The sequence below is a fragment of the Amycolatopsis sp. NPDC004079 genome (genome assembly GCF_040610415.1).
Lineage (GTDB): Bacteria > Actinomycetota > Actinomycetes > Mycobacteriales > Pseudonocardiaceae > Amycolatopsis > Amycolatopsis halotolerans.
The window spans coordinates 103,025-119,155 of the sequence record NZ_JBEXMH010000008.1; the positions used below are offsets into that span (position 1 = coordinate 103,025).

11 protein-coding genes and 1 riboswitch are annotated in these 16,131 nt (G+C 68.1%); of the genes, 5 read left to right on the forward strand and 6 right to left on the reverse strand.

What is annotated here, in order from left to right; all coding sequences use genetic code 11:
• Positions 1–129: 129 nt before the first annotated feature.
• The 6 genes from ABZX37_RS11540 to ABZX37_RS11565 form a co-directional block, all read right to left on the reverse strand.
• Positions 130–1,680, reverse strand: coding sequence for a cytochrome P450 (locus tag ABZX37_RS11540; RefSeq protein WP_354738451.1), 1,551 nt, complete (start codon positions 1,678–1,680; stop codon positions 130–132).
• Positions 1,681–1,824: 144 nt separating this feature from the next.
• Positions 1,825–4,089, reverse strand: a complete 2,265-nt coding sequence (gene metE, locus ABZX37_RS11545; protein WP_354738453.1) for a 5-methyltetrahydropteroyltriglutamate--homocysteine S-methyltransferase — start codon at positions 4,087–4,089, stop codon at positions 1,825–1,827.
• Between the two features lie 120 nt (positions 4,090–4,209).
• Positions 4,210–4,357: riboswitch (cobalamin riboswitch) on the reverse strand.
• 214 nt (positions 4,358–4,571) lie between these two features.
• The gene (locus tag ABZX37_RS11550; protein ID WP_344267107.1) at positions 4,572–5,645 is read right to left on the reverse strand and encodes a ribonucleotide-diphosphate reductase subunit beta; all 1,074 of its coding nucleotides are present in this window, start codon (positions 5,643–5,645) and stop codon (positions 4,572–4,574) included.
• A gap of 14 nt (positions 5,646–5,659) precedes the next feature.
• On the reverse strand, positions 5,660–8,635 hold the full coding sequence (locus tag ABZX37_RS11555) for a ribonucleoside-diphosphate reductase subunit alpha (protein ID WP_354738455.1): 2,976 nt from the start codon (positions 8,633–8,635) through the stop codon (positions 5,660–5,662).
• 216 nt (positions 8,636–8,851) lie between these two features.
• The gene (locus tag ABZX37_RS11560; RefSeq protein WP_354738457.1) at positions 8,852–9,463 is read right to left on the reverse strand and encodes an acetoacetate decarboxylase family protein; all 612 of its coding nucleotides are present in this window, start codon (positions 9,461–9,463) and stop codon (positions 8,852–8,854) included.
• Complete coding sequence (locus tag ABZX37_RS11565; RefSeq protein ID WP_354738459.1) at positions 9,460–10,293, reverse strand: enoyl-CoA hydratase-related protein; 834 nt, start codon at positions 10,291–10,293, stop codon at positions 9,460–9,462. The genes ABZX37_RS11560 and ABZX37_RS11565 overlap by 4 nt, the downstream gene beginning before the upstream one ends.
• An 80-nt stretch (positions 10,294–10,373) precedes the next feature.
• Between ABZX37_RS11565 and ABZX37_RS11570 the strand changes: the two genes are divergently transcribed.
• The 5 genes from ABZX37_RS11570 to ABZX37_RS11590 all read left to right on the forward strand — a co-directional run bounded on the left by ABZX37_RS11570 (position 10,374) and on the right by ABZX37_RS11590 (position 16,130).
• Positions 10,374–10,739: a VOC family protein gene (locus tag ABZX37_RS11570; protein ID WP_354738461.1), complete on the forward strand. Its 366-nt coding sequence runs from the start codon at positions 10,374–10,376 to the stop codon at positions 10,737–10,739.
• 162 nt (positions 10,740–10,901) lie between these two features.
• Entirely contained in the window at positions 10,902–11,693 is a 792-nt protein-coding gene (locus tag ABZX37_RS11575; protein WP_354738463.1) for a TIGR03084 family metal-binding protein, read from the forward strand.
• Entirely contained in the window at positions 11,690–13,384 is a 1,695-nt protein-coding gene (locus ABZX37_RS11580) for an acyclic terpene utilization AtuA family protein (RefSeq protein WP_354738464.1), read from the forward strand. Before ABZX37_RS11575 ends, ABZX37_RS11580 begins: the two co-directional genes overlap by 4 nt.
• The gene (locus ABZX37_RS11585) at positions 13,339–14,532 is read left to right on the forward strand and encodes an acyl-CoA dehydrogenase family protein (RefSeq protein WP_354738466.1); all 1,194 of its coding nucleotides are present in this window, start codon (positions 13,339–13,341) and stop codon (positions 14,530–14,532) included. The genes ABZX37_RS11580 and ABZX37_RS11585 overlap by 46 nt, the downstream gene beginning before the upstream one ends.
• On the forward strand, positions 14,529–16,130 hold the full coding sequence (locus tag ABZX37_RS11590; protein ID WP_354738468.1) for a carboxyl transferase domain-containing protein: 1,602 nt from the start codon (positions 14,529–14,531) through the stop codon (positions 16,128–16,130). The genes ABZX37_RS11585 and ABZX37_RS11590 overlap by 4 nt, the downstream gene beginning before the upstream one ends.
• Position 16,131 lies beyond the last annotated feature (1 nt).

Below are 16,131 nucleotides of genomic sequence, written 5' to 3' on the forward strand. Positions count from 1 at the left end.
TGTCTACCGGCTGAACGAGTGATGGGCAACTACACAACTGGTGACATCAAGTCACCTTGAGTACACGAAGGTGGCCTGTACTGCGGTTTTGTCTCCAGCTGTCGACCTTTCTGTCCCGCTCGGCGGCCGTCAACGATAGGCCAGGCGGGCCGGGAGCCCGTCGGCGGGCACCGGAAGCGAGACGTAGTCCCACTTGGCGACGTAGTCCTCGGGCACCGACCAGCGGTGCGCCCGCAGCAGCTCGTGCATGAGCGCCTTGACCTCAAGGCCGCCGAACTGCAGCCCGATGCACTTGTGCGCGCCGCCGCCGAACGGCATCCACGCGAACCGGTGCGCTTTGTCCTCGCGACGGTCCGGGCCGAACCGCTCGGGGTCGAAGCGCGGCGGATCGGTCCAGTGCTCGGGGGAGTAGTGGTTCAGCGTCGGCGAAACCGCGACCATCGTGCCTTCCGGCAGGTAGTGGCCGAGGACGGCAGTGTCCTTTGTGGTCTTCCGGGCCAGCGACGGCACCGGCGCGCGCAGCCGCAGCGCCTCCTTCATGACCAGATCCAGCGTTTCGAGGCTTTCCAGCGCGTCGAGGTCCGGCAGGTCGTCGCCGAGGCGCAGCGACTCCTCGCGGGCGCGCTCCTGCCATTCCGGGTGTTTCGCGAGGTAGTAGGCCATCGCGCTGGCGGTGATGGTGGTCGTGTCGTGCGCGGCCATCATCAGGAAGATCATGTGGTTGACGATGTCGGCGTCGCTGAACCGGTCGCCGTCCTCGGAGGCCGCGTGGCAGAGCGCGGAGAACAGGTCGTCGCCGTCCGCGTCGCGCTTCGCCGCCAGATTCTCGCCGAAATAGCGCTCCAGCGCCCGCCTGCCGCGCAAACCCGCGGCCCAGCGACCGCCAGGCACCGGATATCGCACCACAGCGGTACCGGCGCGCACAGCGGCCACGAACGCGCGGTTGATGCGCTCGGCGTCGGCGGCGGAGCGCATGCCCATGAAAACCTGCGTCGCGACGTCCAGCGTCAGCTGTTTGAACGCCCAATACAACTGGGGACGGCCGGACGGCAGCGCCGCGACGCCTTCGCGCAACGCCGGGCCCATCTGCGCGACATAGCCGCGGAGCCGGTCGCGGGTGAAGGCCTCCTGCATGATCCGGCGGTGCAGGTGGTGCTCGCCGAAATCGAGCAGCATGAGCCCGCGCTCGAAGAACCGCTCGATGAAGAACTTCCAGCCCTCTTGGGAAAACGCCTTGTCCTTGTTCACGAGCGCGGCCTGCGTGGCGTCGGCCCCGGACAGCGTGACGATCCGCTGGCCGAACACGCCCATCCACGACACCGGGCCGAACTGCTCGAAGCGGCGCAGGCTGAAGTCGAGACCGAACCTCATCCCGTCGAGCGTGTGGCCGATCAACGGCGGTCCGTCGTCGCCGAGGATGGGCTTCAGGCCGCTGCCCGCCGGGGGAGCCGCGAGTTCGCGGACCGGCCAGCGCGCGCCGAGCCAGCGTTCGTCCACCTTGCGCGGCAACGGGATCGCGGTCAGCGGCGGCATCCGGCCGCGCAGGTTCTCCGAGAGCCGGGTGACGCCGTCGCTCCCGGCGTGCGCGAGGGTGCCGAGCGCGTCGGGACCTACTCGGGCGGCCCGGCCGAGCGCGCCGCCAGTCGTCGGGATTCCCGCTTTTCCGGTCACGTCCGCCATGACGACCACCTCCCGGCAAGGGTATCGGTCGCGTCCACGGTCCCCTGTTATTGACAACATGACAATACCTTGCGGGGCTGCCGTTCGGGTGATCCTCGGGGCGGTGCCGGGCGGCTGGTCTTTCGCCGCCCGGCACCGGCGGGGTCAGCGAGGTTCGGCGCGCAGTTCCCGGGCTGCGTCGACCAGGTGTCGCAGTGCTGGCTCGACCTCGGCGTAGCCGCGGGTCTTGAGGCCGCAGTCCGGGTTGATCCACAGGCGTTCCGTCGGAACTGCGCTGAGTGCTGTGCGCACCAGGCTGGTCAGTTCGTTCTGGTCCGGCACGCGTGGTGAGTGGATGTCGTATACGCCGGGGCCGACGCCGCGGGCGAAGCCTGCGTCGTTCAGGTCGGCGAGGACTTCCATCTTTGAGCGAGCGGCTTCGATGCTGGTGACGTCGGCGTCGAGGGCGTCGATCGCGGGTAGTACGTCGCCGAATTCCGAGTAGCACATGTGGGTGTGGATCTGGGTGGTTGCCGCCGCGCCTGAGGTGGCCAGGCGGAACGCGGGCACGGCCCAGTCGAAGTACGCCTCGCGGTCCGCCGCGTGTAGCGGGAGCAGTTCGCGCAATGCTGGTTCGTCGACTTGCACGACGCGGATTCCGGCGGCTTCCAGGTCGGCGACCTCGTCCCGGACTGCCAGCGCGACTTGGCGTGCGGTGTCGGTCAGTGGTTGGTCGTCGCGGACGAATGACCAGGCCAGGATTGTCACTGGGCCGGTCAGCATGCCTTTCACCGGACGGTCGGTGCGGCTTTGCGCGTACTGGGTCCATTCGACGGTCATGGGGTTCGGGCGGGAAACGTCGCCGAACAGGATCGGCGGGCGGACGCATCGGGATCCGTACGACTGGACCCAGCCGAAGTCGGTCGTGGCGAATCCGGTGAGTTGTTCGGCGAAGTACTGGACCATGTCGTTGCGTTCCGGTTCGCCGTGGACGAGGACGTCCAGGCCTAGGTCTTCCTGCAAACGCACTGCGCGGTCGATTTCGGTACGCATCGCGGTGCGGTAGGCGTTGTCGTCGAGTTTGCCTGTGCGGTGGGCGGCCCGGGCTCGGCGGACCTCGCTGGTTTGCGGGAAAGAGCCGATGGTGGTGGTGGGGAGCGGGGGGAGGTTCAGGGATTCTTGTTGTGCTGCAGCGCGTTCTAGGTACGGGATGCGGACGGTGTCTTCCGGTTGGAGTGCTGCGACGCGCGCCCGGACGTCGGCGTCGTTGAGCTCCTCAGCACTGGCTCGGTCGGCGACGGCGGCCCGCGCCGGGTTGAGGTCGACGTTCTCGCCGTTCAACACTCGGCCGAGCAGGACGACCTCATCCACCTTCTGTTGTGCGAAGGCTAGCCAGTTCTTCACGCGTGGGTTGAAATCTGTCTCTGCTCCCACGTCGTAAGGGACGTGCAGGAGGGAGCACGACGTCGATACGCTTACGTGTGCCGCGGTGGCTTTTAGTTGTGCGGCGCGGGCCAGTGCTACGTCGGGGTCGGTGCGCCAGATGTTTCGGCCGTCCACGATTCCGGCGAGGACTTCCTTGTCTCGCAACGCTCCTTCTGCTGCTGCTTTGTCTACAAAGGATGCATCGGTTACCAGATCGACGGCCAACGCTTCGATGGGGGAGCGGGCCAGTACGCCCAGCGCTCGGCCCAGTCCGCCGAAGTACCCGGCTACCAGCAGCTTGGGGCGATGCTTTTCCTTGGCCAGCCAGTGGTATGCGCGGGTGAGGGCGTTGAACTCCGAGGTCGTCCTGTCTGCGGCGAATGCTGGTTCGTCCAACTGGACCCACTCGACGCCTTCGTCGGCCAGTTCGCTCAGCAGTTCGGCGTATGCGGGCAGCAGTTCGTCCAGCAGTTCCAGCGGGCTGAATCCGGGCTCGGTTGCCTTGGCCAGCACCAGGAAGGTGACCGGGCCGACGAGCACCGGGCGCGGGGTGATGCCTAGGGCGCGGGCTTCGCGTACCTCGTCGATCGGGGCGGTGCCGGTGAGGGCGAACCGGGAGCTCGGGCCCAGTTCCGGGACGAGGTAGTGGTAGTTGGTGTCGAACCACTTCGTCATTTCCAGCGCGGGGGCGTCTGGGACCCCGCGAGCGGCGGCGAAGTAGGTGTCCAGGGGGGAGAGCCCTAGGCGGGTGAAGCGTTCCGGCAGCGCGCCGAAGAGGGCGGTGGTGTCCAGTACCTGGTCGTAGAAGGAGAAGGTGCTGGAGGGGATTGAGTCCAGGCCTTGGTCGCGCAGGGTTGTCCAGGTTTGTTCGCGCAGTCGTCGGGCGGTGGTCTGGAGTTCTTCCTCGGTGGTGGTGCCTGCCCAGTAGGCCTCGAGGGCTCGCTTCAGCTCCCTGGCTGGGCCGATGCGCGGGTAACCGAGAACTGTGGTGCCGATCGTGTTCACAGCATGCATCCTCACGTGCTCGCCGGAAGAGTCCGGGCACGCGCAAACGCTGTGCTTCGGTCGGTGCCCTTTCCCGCGAGGCCCGGACTCACGCACGCCGTCGGCGTGCGTGCCATTGGCAGGTATTCGGACTCGTGGGCGTGGCGCTCGTGCCTACTGGCTGTCGCTTCCCGGGCTGGTGCCCAGTGCTTTACCGCGTTCGCGGTGACAGCTTTCGTTCCCACTTACCGCTGCGGGGCAGTCCCGGAATCGCACCGGGTTCCCTGTTGCCTCGCCGGTGCGGGGCCGCGCGAAAAAGCTCGGCCCCGCACAGGCGAACCAGTGGCGGGACCGAGCTTAGCGGTTGCGGCCGGTGCGCGGCACAATCCGGGCGGGCGTCCCGAAGTGCGGGATCGTCACGGTGCTCTGAGCGCGGCTTGCCAGAACGCGGCTCGGCCACGCCCTGGCGAACCAGAGCGTGGCCGAGTTTCAGCGGTTCGGGATCAGTCCCAGTCGAGCGCTCCGCCGGACTGGTACTCGATGACGCGGGTCTCGAAGAAGTTCTTCTCCTTCTTCAAGTCCATCGCCTCCGACATCCAGGGGAACGGGTTTTCGTTCTCGCCGTAGATCGGGGTCAGGCCGATCTGCTGGGCGCGGCGGTCGGTGATGAAGTGCATGTACTGCTCGCACAGGTCAGCCGACAGGCCGAGCATGCCGCGCGGCATGGTGTCGCGGGCGTACTTGACCTCCAGTTCGCACGCGTCCTGCAGCATCCCGCGGATCTCGGCCTGGAACTCCTCGGTCCACAGGTGCGGGTTCTCGATCTTGATCTGGTTGATGCAGTCGATGCCGAAGTTCAGGTGGATCGACTCGTCGCGCAGGATGTACTGGTACTGCTCGGCGATGCCGACCATCTTGTTCCGGCGGCCCAGCGACAGGATCTGCGCGAAACCGGTGTAGAACCACATGCCCTCGAAGATCACGTAGAACGCCACGAGGTCGCGCAGGAACGCCTGGTCGGCTTCCGGCGTGCCGGTTTCGAAGTCCGGGTTTTCCAGGTTCTGCGTGTACTTCAGCGCCCACGCGTCCTTGTCCGAAATGGACGGGACCTCGCGGTACATGTTGAACAGCTCGCCCTCGACCAGGCCGAGGCTTTCGCAGATGTACTGGAAGGTGTGCGTGTGCACGGCCTCCTCGAAGGCCTGGCGCAGCAGGTACTGGCGGCACTCCGGGTTGGTGATCTGCCGGTACACCGCGAGCACGATGTTGTTGGCCACCAACGACTCCGCCGTCGCGAAGAAGCCGAGGTTGCGCTTGAGCATCTGCCGCTCGTCCTCGGTGAGGCCGTCCGGCGACTTCCACAGCGCGATGTCGGCCTGCATCGCGACCTCGGTCGGCATCCAGTGGTTGTTGCACGCCGCGAGGTACTTGTCCCACGCCCACCGGTACTTCATCGGCAGCAGCTGGTTGACGTCGGCCCGCGCGTTGATCATGCGCTTGTCGTCGACGTTGATCCGGGCCGCGCCGACCTCGATCTCGCCGAGGCCGGTCGCGTCCGTCGTTTCCACGTTCGTCATGGTTCAGGGATTCCTTACTGGCAGGCTTCGCAGTCGGGGTCGTCGATCCGGCAGGCAGCGCCCTCGGTGGCGACGAAGTCGACGTCGGTCTTCGGCATCTCCTTCGGCTCCGCGGGAACAGCCGCGGCAGGCGACGGTGCGGGGGAGACGGCCGGAACCGCGGCGGACGGCGACGGCGACGGCGTGGCAGCGGGAGCCGCGGCGGGGGCGGCGGCAGCCGGAGCGGCCGGGGCCGGAGTGGCGGAGACGGCGTTCAGCTTGCCGTCGGTGCCGCGCAGGGTGCTCTTCTCCACGTGCGTCGCGGACTGCGCCCGCAGGTAGTACGTGGTCTTGAGGCCCTTGTGCCAGGCGTAGCGGTACAGCTCGTCGAGCTTGCGCCCGCTCGGCGCCGCGATGTACAGGTTCAGCGACTGCGCCTGGTCGATCCACTTCTGCCGCACCGAACCGGCGTCCACGATCCACTTCGACTCGATCTCGAAGGCCGTCGCGTACAGCGCTTTGAGGTCGTCCGGAACGCGGTCGATCTGGCCGAGGCTGCCGTCGAAGTACTTCAGGTCGCTGACCATGACCTCGTCCCACAGGCCGCGCGCCTTGAGGCTCTTGACCAGGTGCGGGTTGACGACGGTGAAGTCGCCGGACATGTTCGACTTGACGTACAGGTTCTGGAACAGCGGCTCGATCGACTGGCCGACGCCCGAGATGTTGGAGATCGTCGCGGTCGGCGCGATCGCCATCACGTTGGAGTTGCGCATGCCGACGGTCTTGACGCGCTCGCGCAGCGGGGCCCAGTCCAGCGTCGTCGAGGTGTCGACGTCGAGGCCGTCGCCCTGGCGGGCGTCGATGAGCAGCTGCATCGAGTCGATCGGCAGGATTCCCTTGCTCCACAAGGAACCCTCGAACGTCTGGTACTGGCCGCGCTCCTGCGCGAGATCGGTCGAGGCCGAGATCGCGTAGTAGGAGAGGTGCTCCATCGAAGTGTCGGCGAACTTCACCGCGTCGGCGGACGCGAACGGCACGCCCAGCTCGAACAGCGCGTCCTGGAAGCCCATGATGCCCAGGCCGACCGGACGGTGGCGCAGGTTGGAACGCCGCGCCTCCGGGATCGTGTAGAAGTTGATGTCGATCACGTTGTCGAGCATGCGCACCGCGGTGCGCACGGTCTTCTCGAGCCGCTCGGTGTCGAGCCCTTCAGGGGTGACGTGCTTGAGCAGGTTCACCGAGCCGAGGTTGCAGACCGCGACCTCTTCGGTGTTCGTGTTCAGCGTGATCTCGGTGCACAGGTTGGACGAGTGCACGACGCCGACGTGCTGCTGCGGCGAGCGCAGGTTGCACGGGTCCTTGAAGGTGATCCACGGGTGGCCGGTCTCGAACAGCATGGTCAGCATCCGCCGCCACAGTTCGACCGCGCGGACCTTGCGGAACACCTTGATCTCGCCGCGCGCGGCGGCCGCCTCGTACTCGCGGTAGCGCTGCGCGAACGCGTTGCCGTAGAGGTCGTGCAGGTCCGGCGTCTCGTTCGGCGAGAACAGCGTCCACTCGGCGTTCGCCTCGACGCGGCGCAGGAACTCGTCCGGGACCCAGTTGGCGGTGTTCATGTCGTGCGTGCGCCGCCGGTCGTCGCCGGTGTTCTTGCGCAGGTCGAGGAATTCCTCGATGTCGACGTGCCAGGTCTCCAGGTACGCGCAGGCCGCGCCCTTGCGCTTGCCGCCCTGGTTGACCGCGACCGCGGTGTCGTTGGCGATCTTCAGGAACGGCACGACGCCCTGGGACTGGCCGTTGGTGCCCTTGATGTGCGCGCCGAGGCCGCGGACCGGGGTCCAGTCGTTGCCGAGGCCGCCCGAGTACTTGGCCAGCAGCGCGTTGTTCTTGTACGCCTGGAAGATCGAGTCCAGGTCGTCGTCCACAGTGGTCAGGAAGCAGGACGACAGCTGCGCGCGGTTGGTGCCGCTGTTGAACAGCGTCGGGGTGGACGCCATGAAGTGGAACGTCGACAGCAGTTCGTAGAACTCGATGGCGCGGGCTTCGCGGTCGTCCTCGCGGATCGCCAGGCCCATCGCGACGCGCATGAAGAACGCCTGCGGCAGCTCGAACCGCACGCCGTTGTGGTGCTGGAAGTACCGGTCGTACAGCGTCTGCAGGCCGAGGAAGCCGAAGTCGAGGTCGCGCTCGGCGTGAATGGCGGCGGTGATCTTGTCCAGGTCGAAGCCCAGCAGTTCGCCGTCGACCAGTTCCAGCTCGACCGCGCGGCGCAGGTAGGCGCGGAAGTACGCCGGGTATTCGCCGGCCATCTCGTCCTGGCTGGCCTGACGCGGCTTCCGCGCGAGGTAGCTCAGCGCTTCGCCGCGCAGCTTGTCCAGCAGCAGCCGGGCGGACACGAACGAGTAGTTCGGCTCCTGCTCGACGAGCACGCGCGCGGCCATGATCTGCGCGAGCGCGAGCTCGTCGGCGGTGATGCCGTCGTAGAGGTTGCGCTTGGCCTCGGCCAGCACCGGCTCGGCGGACACGTCCTCGAGCCCGGCGACGGCCTCGCCGACGACGTGCGAAACGCGCGCCCAGTCGAGCGGGCGGAGCGTTCCGTCGGCGCTCTTGACGCTCAGCGCGACCTCGGTCGACGCCGGCGCGGCGGCCTCGCGGGCCTTCGAACGCTCGTCGCGGTAGAGGACGTAGGCGCGGGCGACCTTGTGGTGCCCGCCGCGCATCAGGGCGAGTTCGACCTGGTCCTGGATCTGCTCGATGTGCAGCGCGGTCTCCGGGCCGGTGTGGCGCAGCAGCGCCGCCTCGACCTGCCCGGTCAGCTCCGCGACCACGTGGTGCACGCGGGAGGACGCGGCGGCGTCGCCGCCCTCGACCGCGAGGAAGGCCTTGGTCAGCGCCACCGAGATCTTGCCCGCGTCGAAGGGCGAGACGCTTCCGTCCCGCCGGATCACGCGGACCGCGCTCGGGGCCCCCTCCGCCGCCGACGGCGGCCGCTGACCGGTTTCCACTGACATGCGTGTCTCCAACAGTTCCTCGAAATGGGCGCGTTCGAGCGGCACACAGCCGGTCAAGGCCATGCGCTGCGGTTTCGTCGAAACAGCCCGGCCGCCCTCGTCAAGCGGTCTCCCCGTCGCTGGGGGCTGCCGGTTCCCAGAGACTACATCTTGGGGTTCAGGCTCGCACGCGCCCCAAGGTATGGCGTGTCACTCTCACCCTGGCGGGTTATCCGATCACCGAGGGCAAGATCCGAAGCGGAGCTTCGTGGCGCCCAGTGCCGCACTGGCCACGGGCCGTTTCCCGGCCAGGCAGGCCAGTGGTCCGGCCGGGTTGACCGACCAGTCGGCGGCCGCCGCGCGGGGTTTCCCGCGCCACTCGACCGGGGTACGCAGCGGGCTGCCGTTTCGGGTTTGAGCGATCTCGAAGCGTACCGGGAGTGCGATCGGGAGCCCGACGCGCGGGGTGAAGGCAGCGGTGGCGATCCAGTCGTCGGAGGTCGCGGCGGTGAAGGTGCGCCCGCCGGTGAAGGTGAAGGCCGCGAGTTCCTTGGGGATGCCCCATAGCTCGCGCCCGCCCGCGCGCGAGACCTCGCTGTCGACCCAGATGTCGGTGATCGACGCGGCGAGCCCGCGGCCGCGGACGGCGACGCAGGAGAGGAGTTCGTGGTAGCTCAGCTGACCAGAGGCGAGGTAGTCGATCCAGGCGGTGAAGACGGCGGCTTGGTTGCCGAGGAGCAGCGGCTCGGCACCGTCGGGCAGCGCGGGCAGCTCGTCGACCGGCACTCGCCAGATCGAGATGCAGGCGTCGGCGGCGAGGTGCCACGGTTCGGGCGGGTACTCGGTCATTCGCCGGTCCACGGCAGGTACGGCGGCAGATCTCGGTCCACGCGCAACGGGAACTGCGGCGGGCGTTTCTGGAAGAACGAGGCGATGCCTTCGACGGCGTCGGGGTTCGAGCCCAGTTGGGAGATGAGCTTCGAGTCCACCTGGTGGACGTCGAACGGCGACGGGGCCGAGACCATCCGGTAGAGCAGCTGGCGGGTGACCGCGACTGCCACCGGTGCGGTGGTCTCGGCGATTTCCCGCGCCTTCGCCTGGGCCTGGCTCAGCACGTCTTCGGGGTCGTGGATCTGGTGGACGAGACCGGCTTGGAGCGCTTCGTCGGGTCCGAAGAGCCGTCCGCTGACCATCCAGTCGACGGCCGCGCCCATCCCGACGAGCCGGGGGAGGAACCACGCTGACGCGCCCTCGGGGTAGATCCCGCGGCGGGTGAAGACGAAGCCGAACTTGGAGTCGGTCGAGGCGAACCGGTAGTCGCAGGACAGCGTGATGGTGATCCCCGCGCCGACCGACGCCCCGCGCAACGCGGCGAGCACCGGCTTGTTCATGGTGAAGATCCGCTTCGAGACGCGGCCCGCGGGTTCCTGCCAGTCGTCCGGCGGACGGTCGCCGAAGTCGAACCCGCCGGACGAGAGATCGGCTCCGACGGAGAAGTCCCTGCCGGCGGTCCCGAGCACGACCGCGCGGACGTCCTCGTCCCGGTCGGCGCGGTCGAGCGCGCGGGCGAGTTCGTCGGCCATCCGGGTCGTGTAGCCGTTGCGGGCCTCGGGCCGGTCGAGCAGGACGGTCGCGACCTTGCCCGCGACCTCGTAGGCGATCTCCGCGTAGGAGTCCATGGGAGGAAGGTAGGGCGCCGGAGCCTTGTTTTCAATGTGTCAATAACGGTGGGGCGGTCGTGGCTGGGCATGCTCGGATCATGCTGAAGGTGGGCACGGCGGTGCTGGGAGTCGAGGACATGGAGCGCGCGGTTTCGTTCTGGAGCGACGCGCTGGGGTACGCGCGGCGGGATGACGCGACGGATTTCGTGGTGCTGTTGCCTCCTGACGGCGCGGGGCCGGGGGTGGCGTTCCAGCGGAGTTCGGCGCCGGTGCAGGAGGTGCCGCGGGTGCACCTGGACCTGTACGCCGGGGATGCCGCGGACCAGGCGGCGGAGGTCGAGCGGTTGGTGGGGCTGGGGGCGAGGCGGGTGGATTGGCCGCACTATCCAGCGGATCCGGACTTCGTGGTCCTGGCGGATCCGGAAGGCAACCGGTTCTGCGTCATCGACACCGCGCACGGCTGACTGAGGTCCGTGAAGGACTCCTTGAGGGAATCTGATTCCCCTATGGAGTCCTTCACGGCACGCGGCCGGGGCAAAAACAATCAGGCGCGCTTGATTTTTCCGGGGCCAGGGTCCACGCTGGGTCCGCACGAGGTGGTGCGGCGAACGCAGGGAGGCGCAGGAATGGCTGATCTCGCGGGGATCCTCCGGGATCTCGCGGCCGAATCGCAGGCGGTCGACGACCTGGTCGCCGGGTTGCCCGCCGACGGGTGGGCGCGGCCGACGCCGGCGCCCGGCTGGAGCGTCGCGCATCAGGTCGCGCACCTGGCGTGGACCGACGGCAAATCGCTGATCTCCGCGAGCCGGCCGCAGGACTGGCAGTCCGAGGTCGAGAACCTGTTGAGCATCGGCGAAAACTACGTCGACGCGGGTGCCGAAGAGGGGGCTGAGGCGCCCCCGGACGAGCTGCTGGCGCAGTGGCGCGAGGGCCGGGCCGCATTGGCCGAGGCGCTGGCTGCGGTGCCGGAGGGGCAGAAGCTTCCTTGGTACGGCCCGCCGATGAGCGCGGCGTCCATGGCGAGTGCGCGGATGATGGAAACCTGGGCGCACGGTCAGGACATCGCCGACGCGCTCGGCGTCACGCGCGAGCCCACCGAACGGCTGTGGCACATCGCCCGGTTCGGCACGCGGACTCGCGATTTCGCGTACAAACTTCACTCGCTCGCGCCGCCGACCGAGGAATTCCGGGTCGAACTGACCGCGCCGGACGGCAGCACGTGGGCGTTCGGGCCGGAGGACGCGGAGCAGCGGCTGACCGGCAGCGCGCTCGACTTCTGCCTGGTCGCGACGCAGCGGCGGCATCCGGCGGACACTGACTTGGTCGCGACGGGCGCGGATGTCGAGGAGTGGCTGGGCATCGCGCAGGCGTTCGCCGGGCCGCCCGGAGCGGGGCGCGAGCCGGGGCAGTTCGCGTGAGCGCGCCGTTGCGCGTCGGGAACGCGTCCGGGTTCTACGGCGACCGCTTCTCCGCCGTGCGGGAAATGCTGACCGGCGGCCCGCTCGACGTCCTGACCGGCGACTATCTCGCCGAGCTGACCATGCTGATCCTCGGCCGCGACCGGATGAAGGACCCGGCGCGCGGCTACGCCAAGACGTTCCTCCGGCAGATGGAGGAGAACCTCGGGCTGGCTAAGGAAAAAGGCGTCCGGATCGTCGCGAACGCGGGCGGGCTCAACCCGGCCGGGCTCGCGGACGCGTTGCGGGAACTGGCCGCGAAGCTCGGTCTCGACGTCCGCGTCGCGCACGTCGAGGGCGACGACCTGATCGCGCGTGCGGATGAGTTCGGCTTCGAGAATCCGTTGACTGCCAACGCTTATCTCGGCGCTTGGGGGATCGCGGAATGCCTCAAGGCCGGTGCGGACGTGGTGGTGACCGGGCGGGTCACGGACGCGTCGGTGATCGTCGGACCGGCGGCGGCGCACTTCGGCTGGGCCCGTGACGACTACGACGCGCTCGCCGGAGCGGTCGCGGCGGGCCACGTCATCGAATGCGGCGCGCAGGCGACCGGCGGCAACTACTCGTTCTTCCGCGAACAGCCGATCGGCGTGCCGGGATTCCCGCTTGCGGAGATCCACGCGGACGGGTCTAGCGTGATCACGAAGCATCCGGGAACCGGTGGCGTGGTCAATACCGGAACTGTCACCGCACAGCTGTTGTACGAGGTCACCGGTGCGCGGTATGCGAATCCTGATGTGACGGCACGGTTCGACGCACTGTCGCTTTCGGACGACGGGCCGGATCGGGTGCGGATCAGCGGGGTGCGCGGGGAAGCGCCGCCGCCGACGTTGAAGGTGTGCCTCAACCGGCTCGGCGGCTTCCGGAACGAGACGACCTTCGTGCTTACTGGACTGGACATCGAGCAGAAAGCCGCACTGGTACGGGAACAGCTGGAAGGCGCGCTGGCGAAGCGTCCGCCGGCCGACGTCCGGTGGACACTTGCTCGCACCGATCACGCGGACGCCGACACCGAGGAACGCGCCAGTGCACTGCTGCATGTCGCGGTGAAGGACAACGACCCGAAGATTGCCGGACGCGCGTTCAGCGGGGCGGCGATCGAGCTCGCGCTTGCGAGCTACCCCGGATTCCACGTGACCGCACCGCCTTCGGACGCGTCGCCGTTCGGGGTCTACTCGGCGGCCTTTGTGGACGCTGGCGCGGTTCCGCATGTCGCGGTGCTGCCGGACGGGTCCAAGGTGGACATCCCGCCCGCCTCAGCGACGCTTGAATTGTCCGAAGTGGACGAACCGGCGTTGCCGGAACCGTTGCCGGTGGAGAAGATGCGGCGGGTTCCGCTCGGACTGGTCGCCGGGGCGCGCAGCGGGGACAAGGGCGGCAACGCGAATCTCGGTGTGTGGGTGCGGTCCGAGGAAGCGTGGCGCTGGCTCGTGCATCGGCTGACCGTCGGGGAATTCCGCCGGTTGCTGCCGGAAACCGAAGGACTGCCGGTCACCCGGCATCTGCTGCCGAATCTGTGGGCGATGAACTTCGTGGTCGAGGGCATTCTCGGCGACGGCGTCGCTTCGCAGGCCAGGTTCGATCCCCAGGCGAAGGCGCTCGGCGAATGGCTGCGGGCGCGCGAACTCGACGTCCCGGAGGCGCTGCTGTGACCGTGGATCCGTTCCGCACGCCGGAACGCACCGAACTGCGCGCGACGGTGCGCCGGTTCGTGGAGAAGGACGTGCTGCCGCATCTCGACGACTGGGAGCGGGCCGGGGAACTGCCGCGCGACCTGCATCGCAAGGCGGGACAGTTGGGCCTGCTCGGGGTCGCGTTCCCCGAATCCGCGGGCGGCGGCGACGGCAATTACCTCGACGCGCTCGTGGTCGCCGAGGAAATGCACTGCGCGGGCGGGTCCGGCGGGCTGTTCGCGTCGCTGTTCACCTGCGGGATCGCGGTGCCGCACATCGTCGAGGCCGGCGACCCGGTGCAGATCGAACGCTGGGTGCGGCCGACTCTCGAAGGCGAGAAGATCGGTTCGCTGGCGGTCACCGAGCCGGACGGCGGTTCTGACGTCGCCGGGATCCGCACCACGGCGGTGCGCGAGGGTGACGAGTATGTGGTCAACGGGGCGAAAACGTTCATCACCTCCGGGTGCCGCGCGGACTTCGTGACCACTGTGGTCCGAACCGGCGAAGCGGGCGCGCACGGCCTTTCGCTGATCGTGGTCGAGCGCGGGACGCCAGGGTTCACCGTGTCGCGCAAGCTGGAGAAAATGGGCTGGGCGGCTTCGGACACGGCGGAACTGTCTTATGTGGACGTTCGCGTTCCGGCGGAGAACTTGATCGGCGCGGAGAACAGCGGGTTCGCTCAGGTGGCCACGCAGTTCGTGACCGAACGGCTTTCGCTGGCGGTGCAAGCGTATGCGCACGCGCAGCGGGCACTGGACCTGACGTTGGACTGGTGCCGGATGCGCGAGACGTTCGGGCGTCCGCTGATCTCGCGGCAGCTGGTGCAGCACAAGCTCACCGAAATGGCCTGCAAGGTCGACGTCGCCCGGACCTATGCCCGGCAGGTCGCGATCCGGCACGTGTCCGGCGAGGAAGTGATCGCCGAGGCGTGCTTCGCGAAGAACACCGCGGTGCAGACCGCTGAATGGGTCGTGAACGAGGCGGTGCAACTGCACGGCGGGCTCGGCTACATGCGCGAGGCCGAGGTGGAGCGGCATTACCGCGACGTCCGCATTCTCGGCATCGGCGGCGGCACCACCGAAATCCTGACCGGACTGGCCGCGAAGCGATTGGGATACACCGCATGACCACTATCAGGTCCACAGTGGACACCCGGGCCGACGAGTTCGCCGCGAACCGCGAGGCGATGCTGGAGAAGCTCGCGGAGATCGATGCCGAGCAGGCCAAAGCGGTCGCCGGCGGCGGCGAAAAGTACGTCGAACGGCATCGCAAGCGCGGGAAACTGCTGGCGCGCGAACGGATCGAACTGCTCCTGGACGAGGATTCGCCGTTCCTGGAGCTGTCGCCGCTGGCCGCGTGGGGGTCGGATTATCGGGTCGGCGCGAGCGTGATCACCGGGATCGGCGTCGTGGAAGGCGTCGAATGCCTGATCTCGGCCAGCGACCCGACGGTCAAGGGCGGCGCGAGCAACCCGTGGACGACGAAGAAATCGTTCCGGGCGGCGGACATCGCGGCGCAGAACCGGCTGCCGGTGATCAACCTGGTCGAGTCCGGCGGCGCGGACCTCCCGACGCAGAAGGAAATCTTCATTCCCGGCGGCCGGGTCTTCCGCGACCTGACGCGGTCCTCGGCGGCGAAGGTGCCGACCGTCGCGCTGGTGTTCGGCAACTCGACCGCAGGCGGCGCGTACTTGCCCGGCATGTCCGATTACGTCGTGATGGTGAAGGAACGCGCGAAGGTGTTTCTCGGCGGGCCGCCGCTGGTCAAGATGGCGACCGGTGAGGAATCCGACGACGAATCCCTCGGCGGCGCGGAAATGCACGCGCGGACGTCCGGGCTCGCCGATTACCTCGCCGTCGACGAGGAGGACGCGATCCGCCTCGGCCGGAGCATCATCAAGCGGCTCAACTGGACCAAACAGGGTCCGGCGGCCAAACCGGACTACGCCGAGCCGGTGTTCGACGCCGAAGACCTGCTGGGCATCGTGCCGACCGATCTGAAGGTCCCGTTCGACCCGCGCGAGGTGATCGCGCGCGTCGTGGACGGTTCGGACTTCGACGAGTTCAAGCCGCTGTACGGGCCGAGCCTGGTCACCGGATGGGCGAGCATCCACGGTTATCCGGTGGGCATCCTGGCGAATGCGCAGGGTGTGCTGTTCGGCGAGGAATCGCAGAAGGCCGCGCAGTTCATCCAGTTGGCCAACCAGATCGACACGCCGCTGGTGTTCCTGCACAACACGACCGGCTACATGGTCGGCAAGGAATACGAGCAGAGCGGCATCATCAAGCACGGCGCGCTGATGATCAACGCGGTGTCGAACTCGAAGGTGCCGCACCTGTCCGTCCTCATGGGAGCGTCCTACGGAGCCGGGCACTACGGAATGTGCGGCCGGGCCTACGATCCGCGGTTCCTGTTCGCCTGGCCGAGCGCGAAGTCCGCGGTGATGGGACCGGCGCAGCTGGCCGGGGTGCTGTCCATTGTGGCCCGCGCCGCGGCGGCGAGCCGGGGCCAGGAATACAGCGAGGAAAACGACGCCGCGATGCGGACCATGGTCGAGAACCAGATCGAGGCGGAATCGATGCCGATGTTCCTCTCCGGCATGCTTTACGACGACGGCATCATCGACCCGCGCGACACCCGCACGGTGCTCGGGCTGAGCCTGTCGGCGATCCACAACGGACCAGTGAAGGGCGTCGAAGGCGGCTTCGGCGTCTTCCGGATGTGAG

What these genes read in the sequence shown, in the direction of transcription:
- ABZX37_RS11555 (WP_354738455.1), bottom strand. Translation starts at nt 8,635, where the DNA reads ATGTCAGTGGAAACCGGTCAGCGGCCGCCGTCGGCGGCGGAGGGGGCC.
- ABZX37_RS11570 (WP_354738461.1), top strand. Translation starts at nt 10,374, where the DNA reads ATGCTGAAGGTGGGCACGGCGGTGCTGGGAGTCGAGGACATGGAGCGC.
- ABZX37_RS11565 (WP_354738459.1), bottom strand. Translation starts at nt 10,293, where the DNA reads ATGGACTCCTACGCGGAGATCGCCTACGAGGTCGCGGGCAAGGTCGCG.
- ABZX37_RS11560 (WP_354738457.1), bottom strand. Translation starts at nt 9,463, where the DNA reads ATGACCGAGTACCCGCCCGAACCGTGGCACCTCGCCGCCGACGCCTGC.
- ABZX37_RS11575 (WP_354738463.1), top strand. Translation starts at nt 10,902, where the DNA reads ATGGCTGATCTCGCGGGGATCCTCCGGGATCTCGCGGCCGAATCGCAG.
- ABZX37_RS11540 (WP_354738451.1), bottom strand. Translation starts at nt 1,680, where the DNA reads ATGGCGGACGTGACCGGAAAAGCGGGAATCCCGACGACTGGCGGCGCG.
- ABZX37_RS11585 (WP_354738466.1), top strand. Translation starts at nt 13,339, where the DNA reads ATGGCTGCGGGCGCGCGAACTCGACGTCCCGGAGGCGCTGCTGTGACC.
- ABZX37_RS11550 (WP_344267107.1), bottom strand. Translation starts at nt 5,645, where the DNA reads ATGACGAACGTGGAAACGACGGACGCGACCGGCCTCGGCGAGATCGAG.
- ABZX37_RS11590 (WP_354738468.1), top strand. Translation starts at nt 14,529, where the DNA reads ATGACCACTATCAGGTCCACAGTGGACACCCGGGCCGACGAGTTCGCC.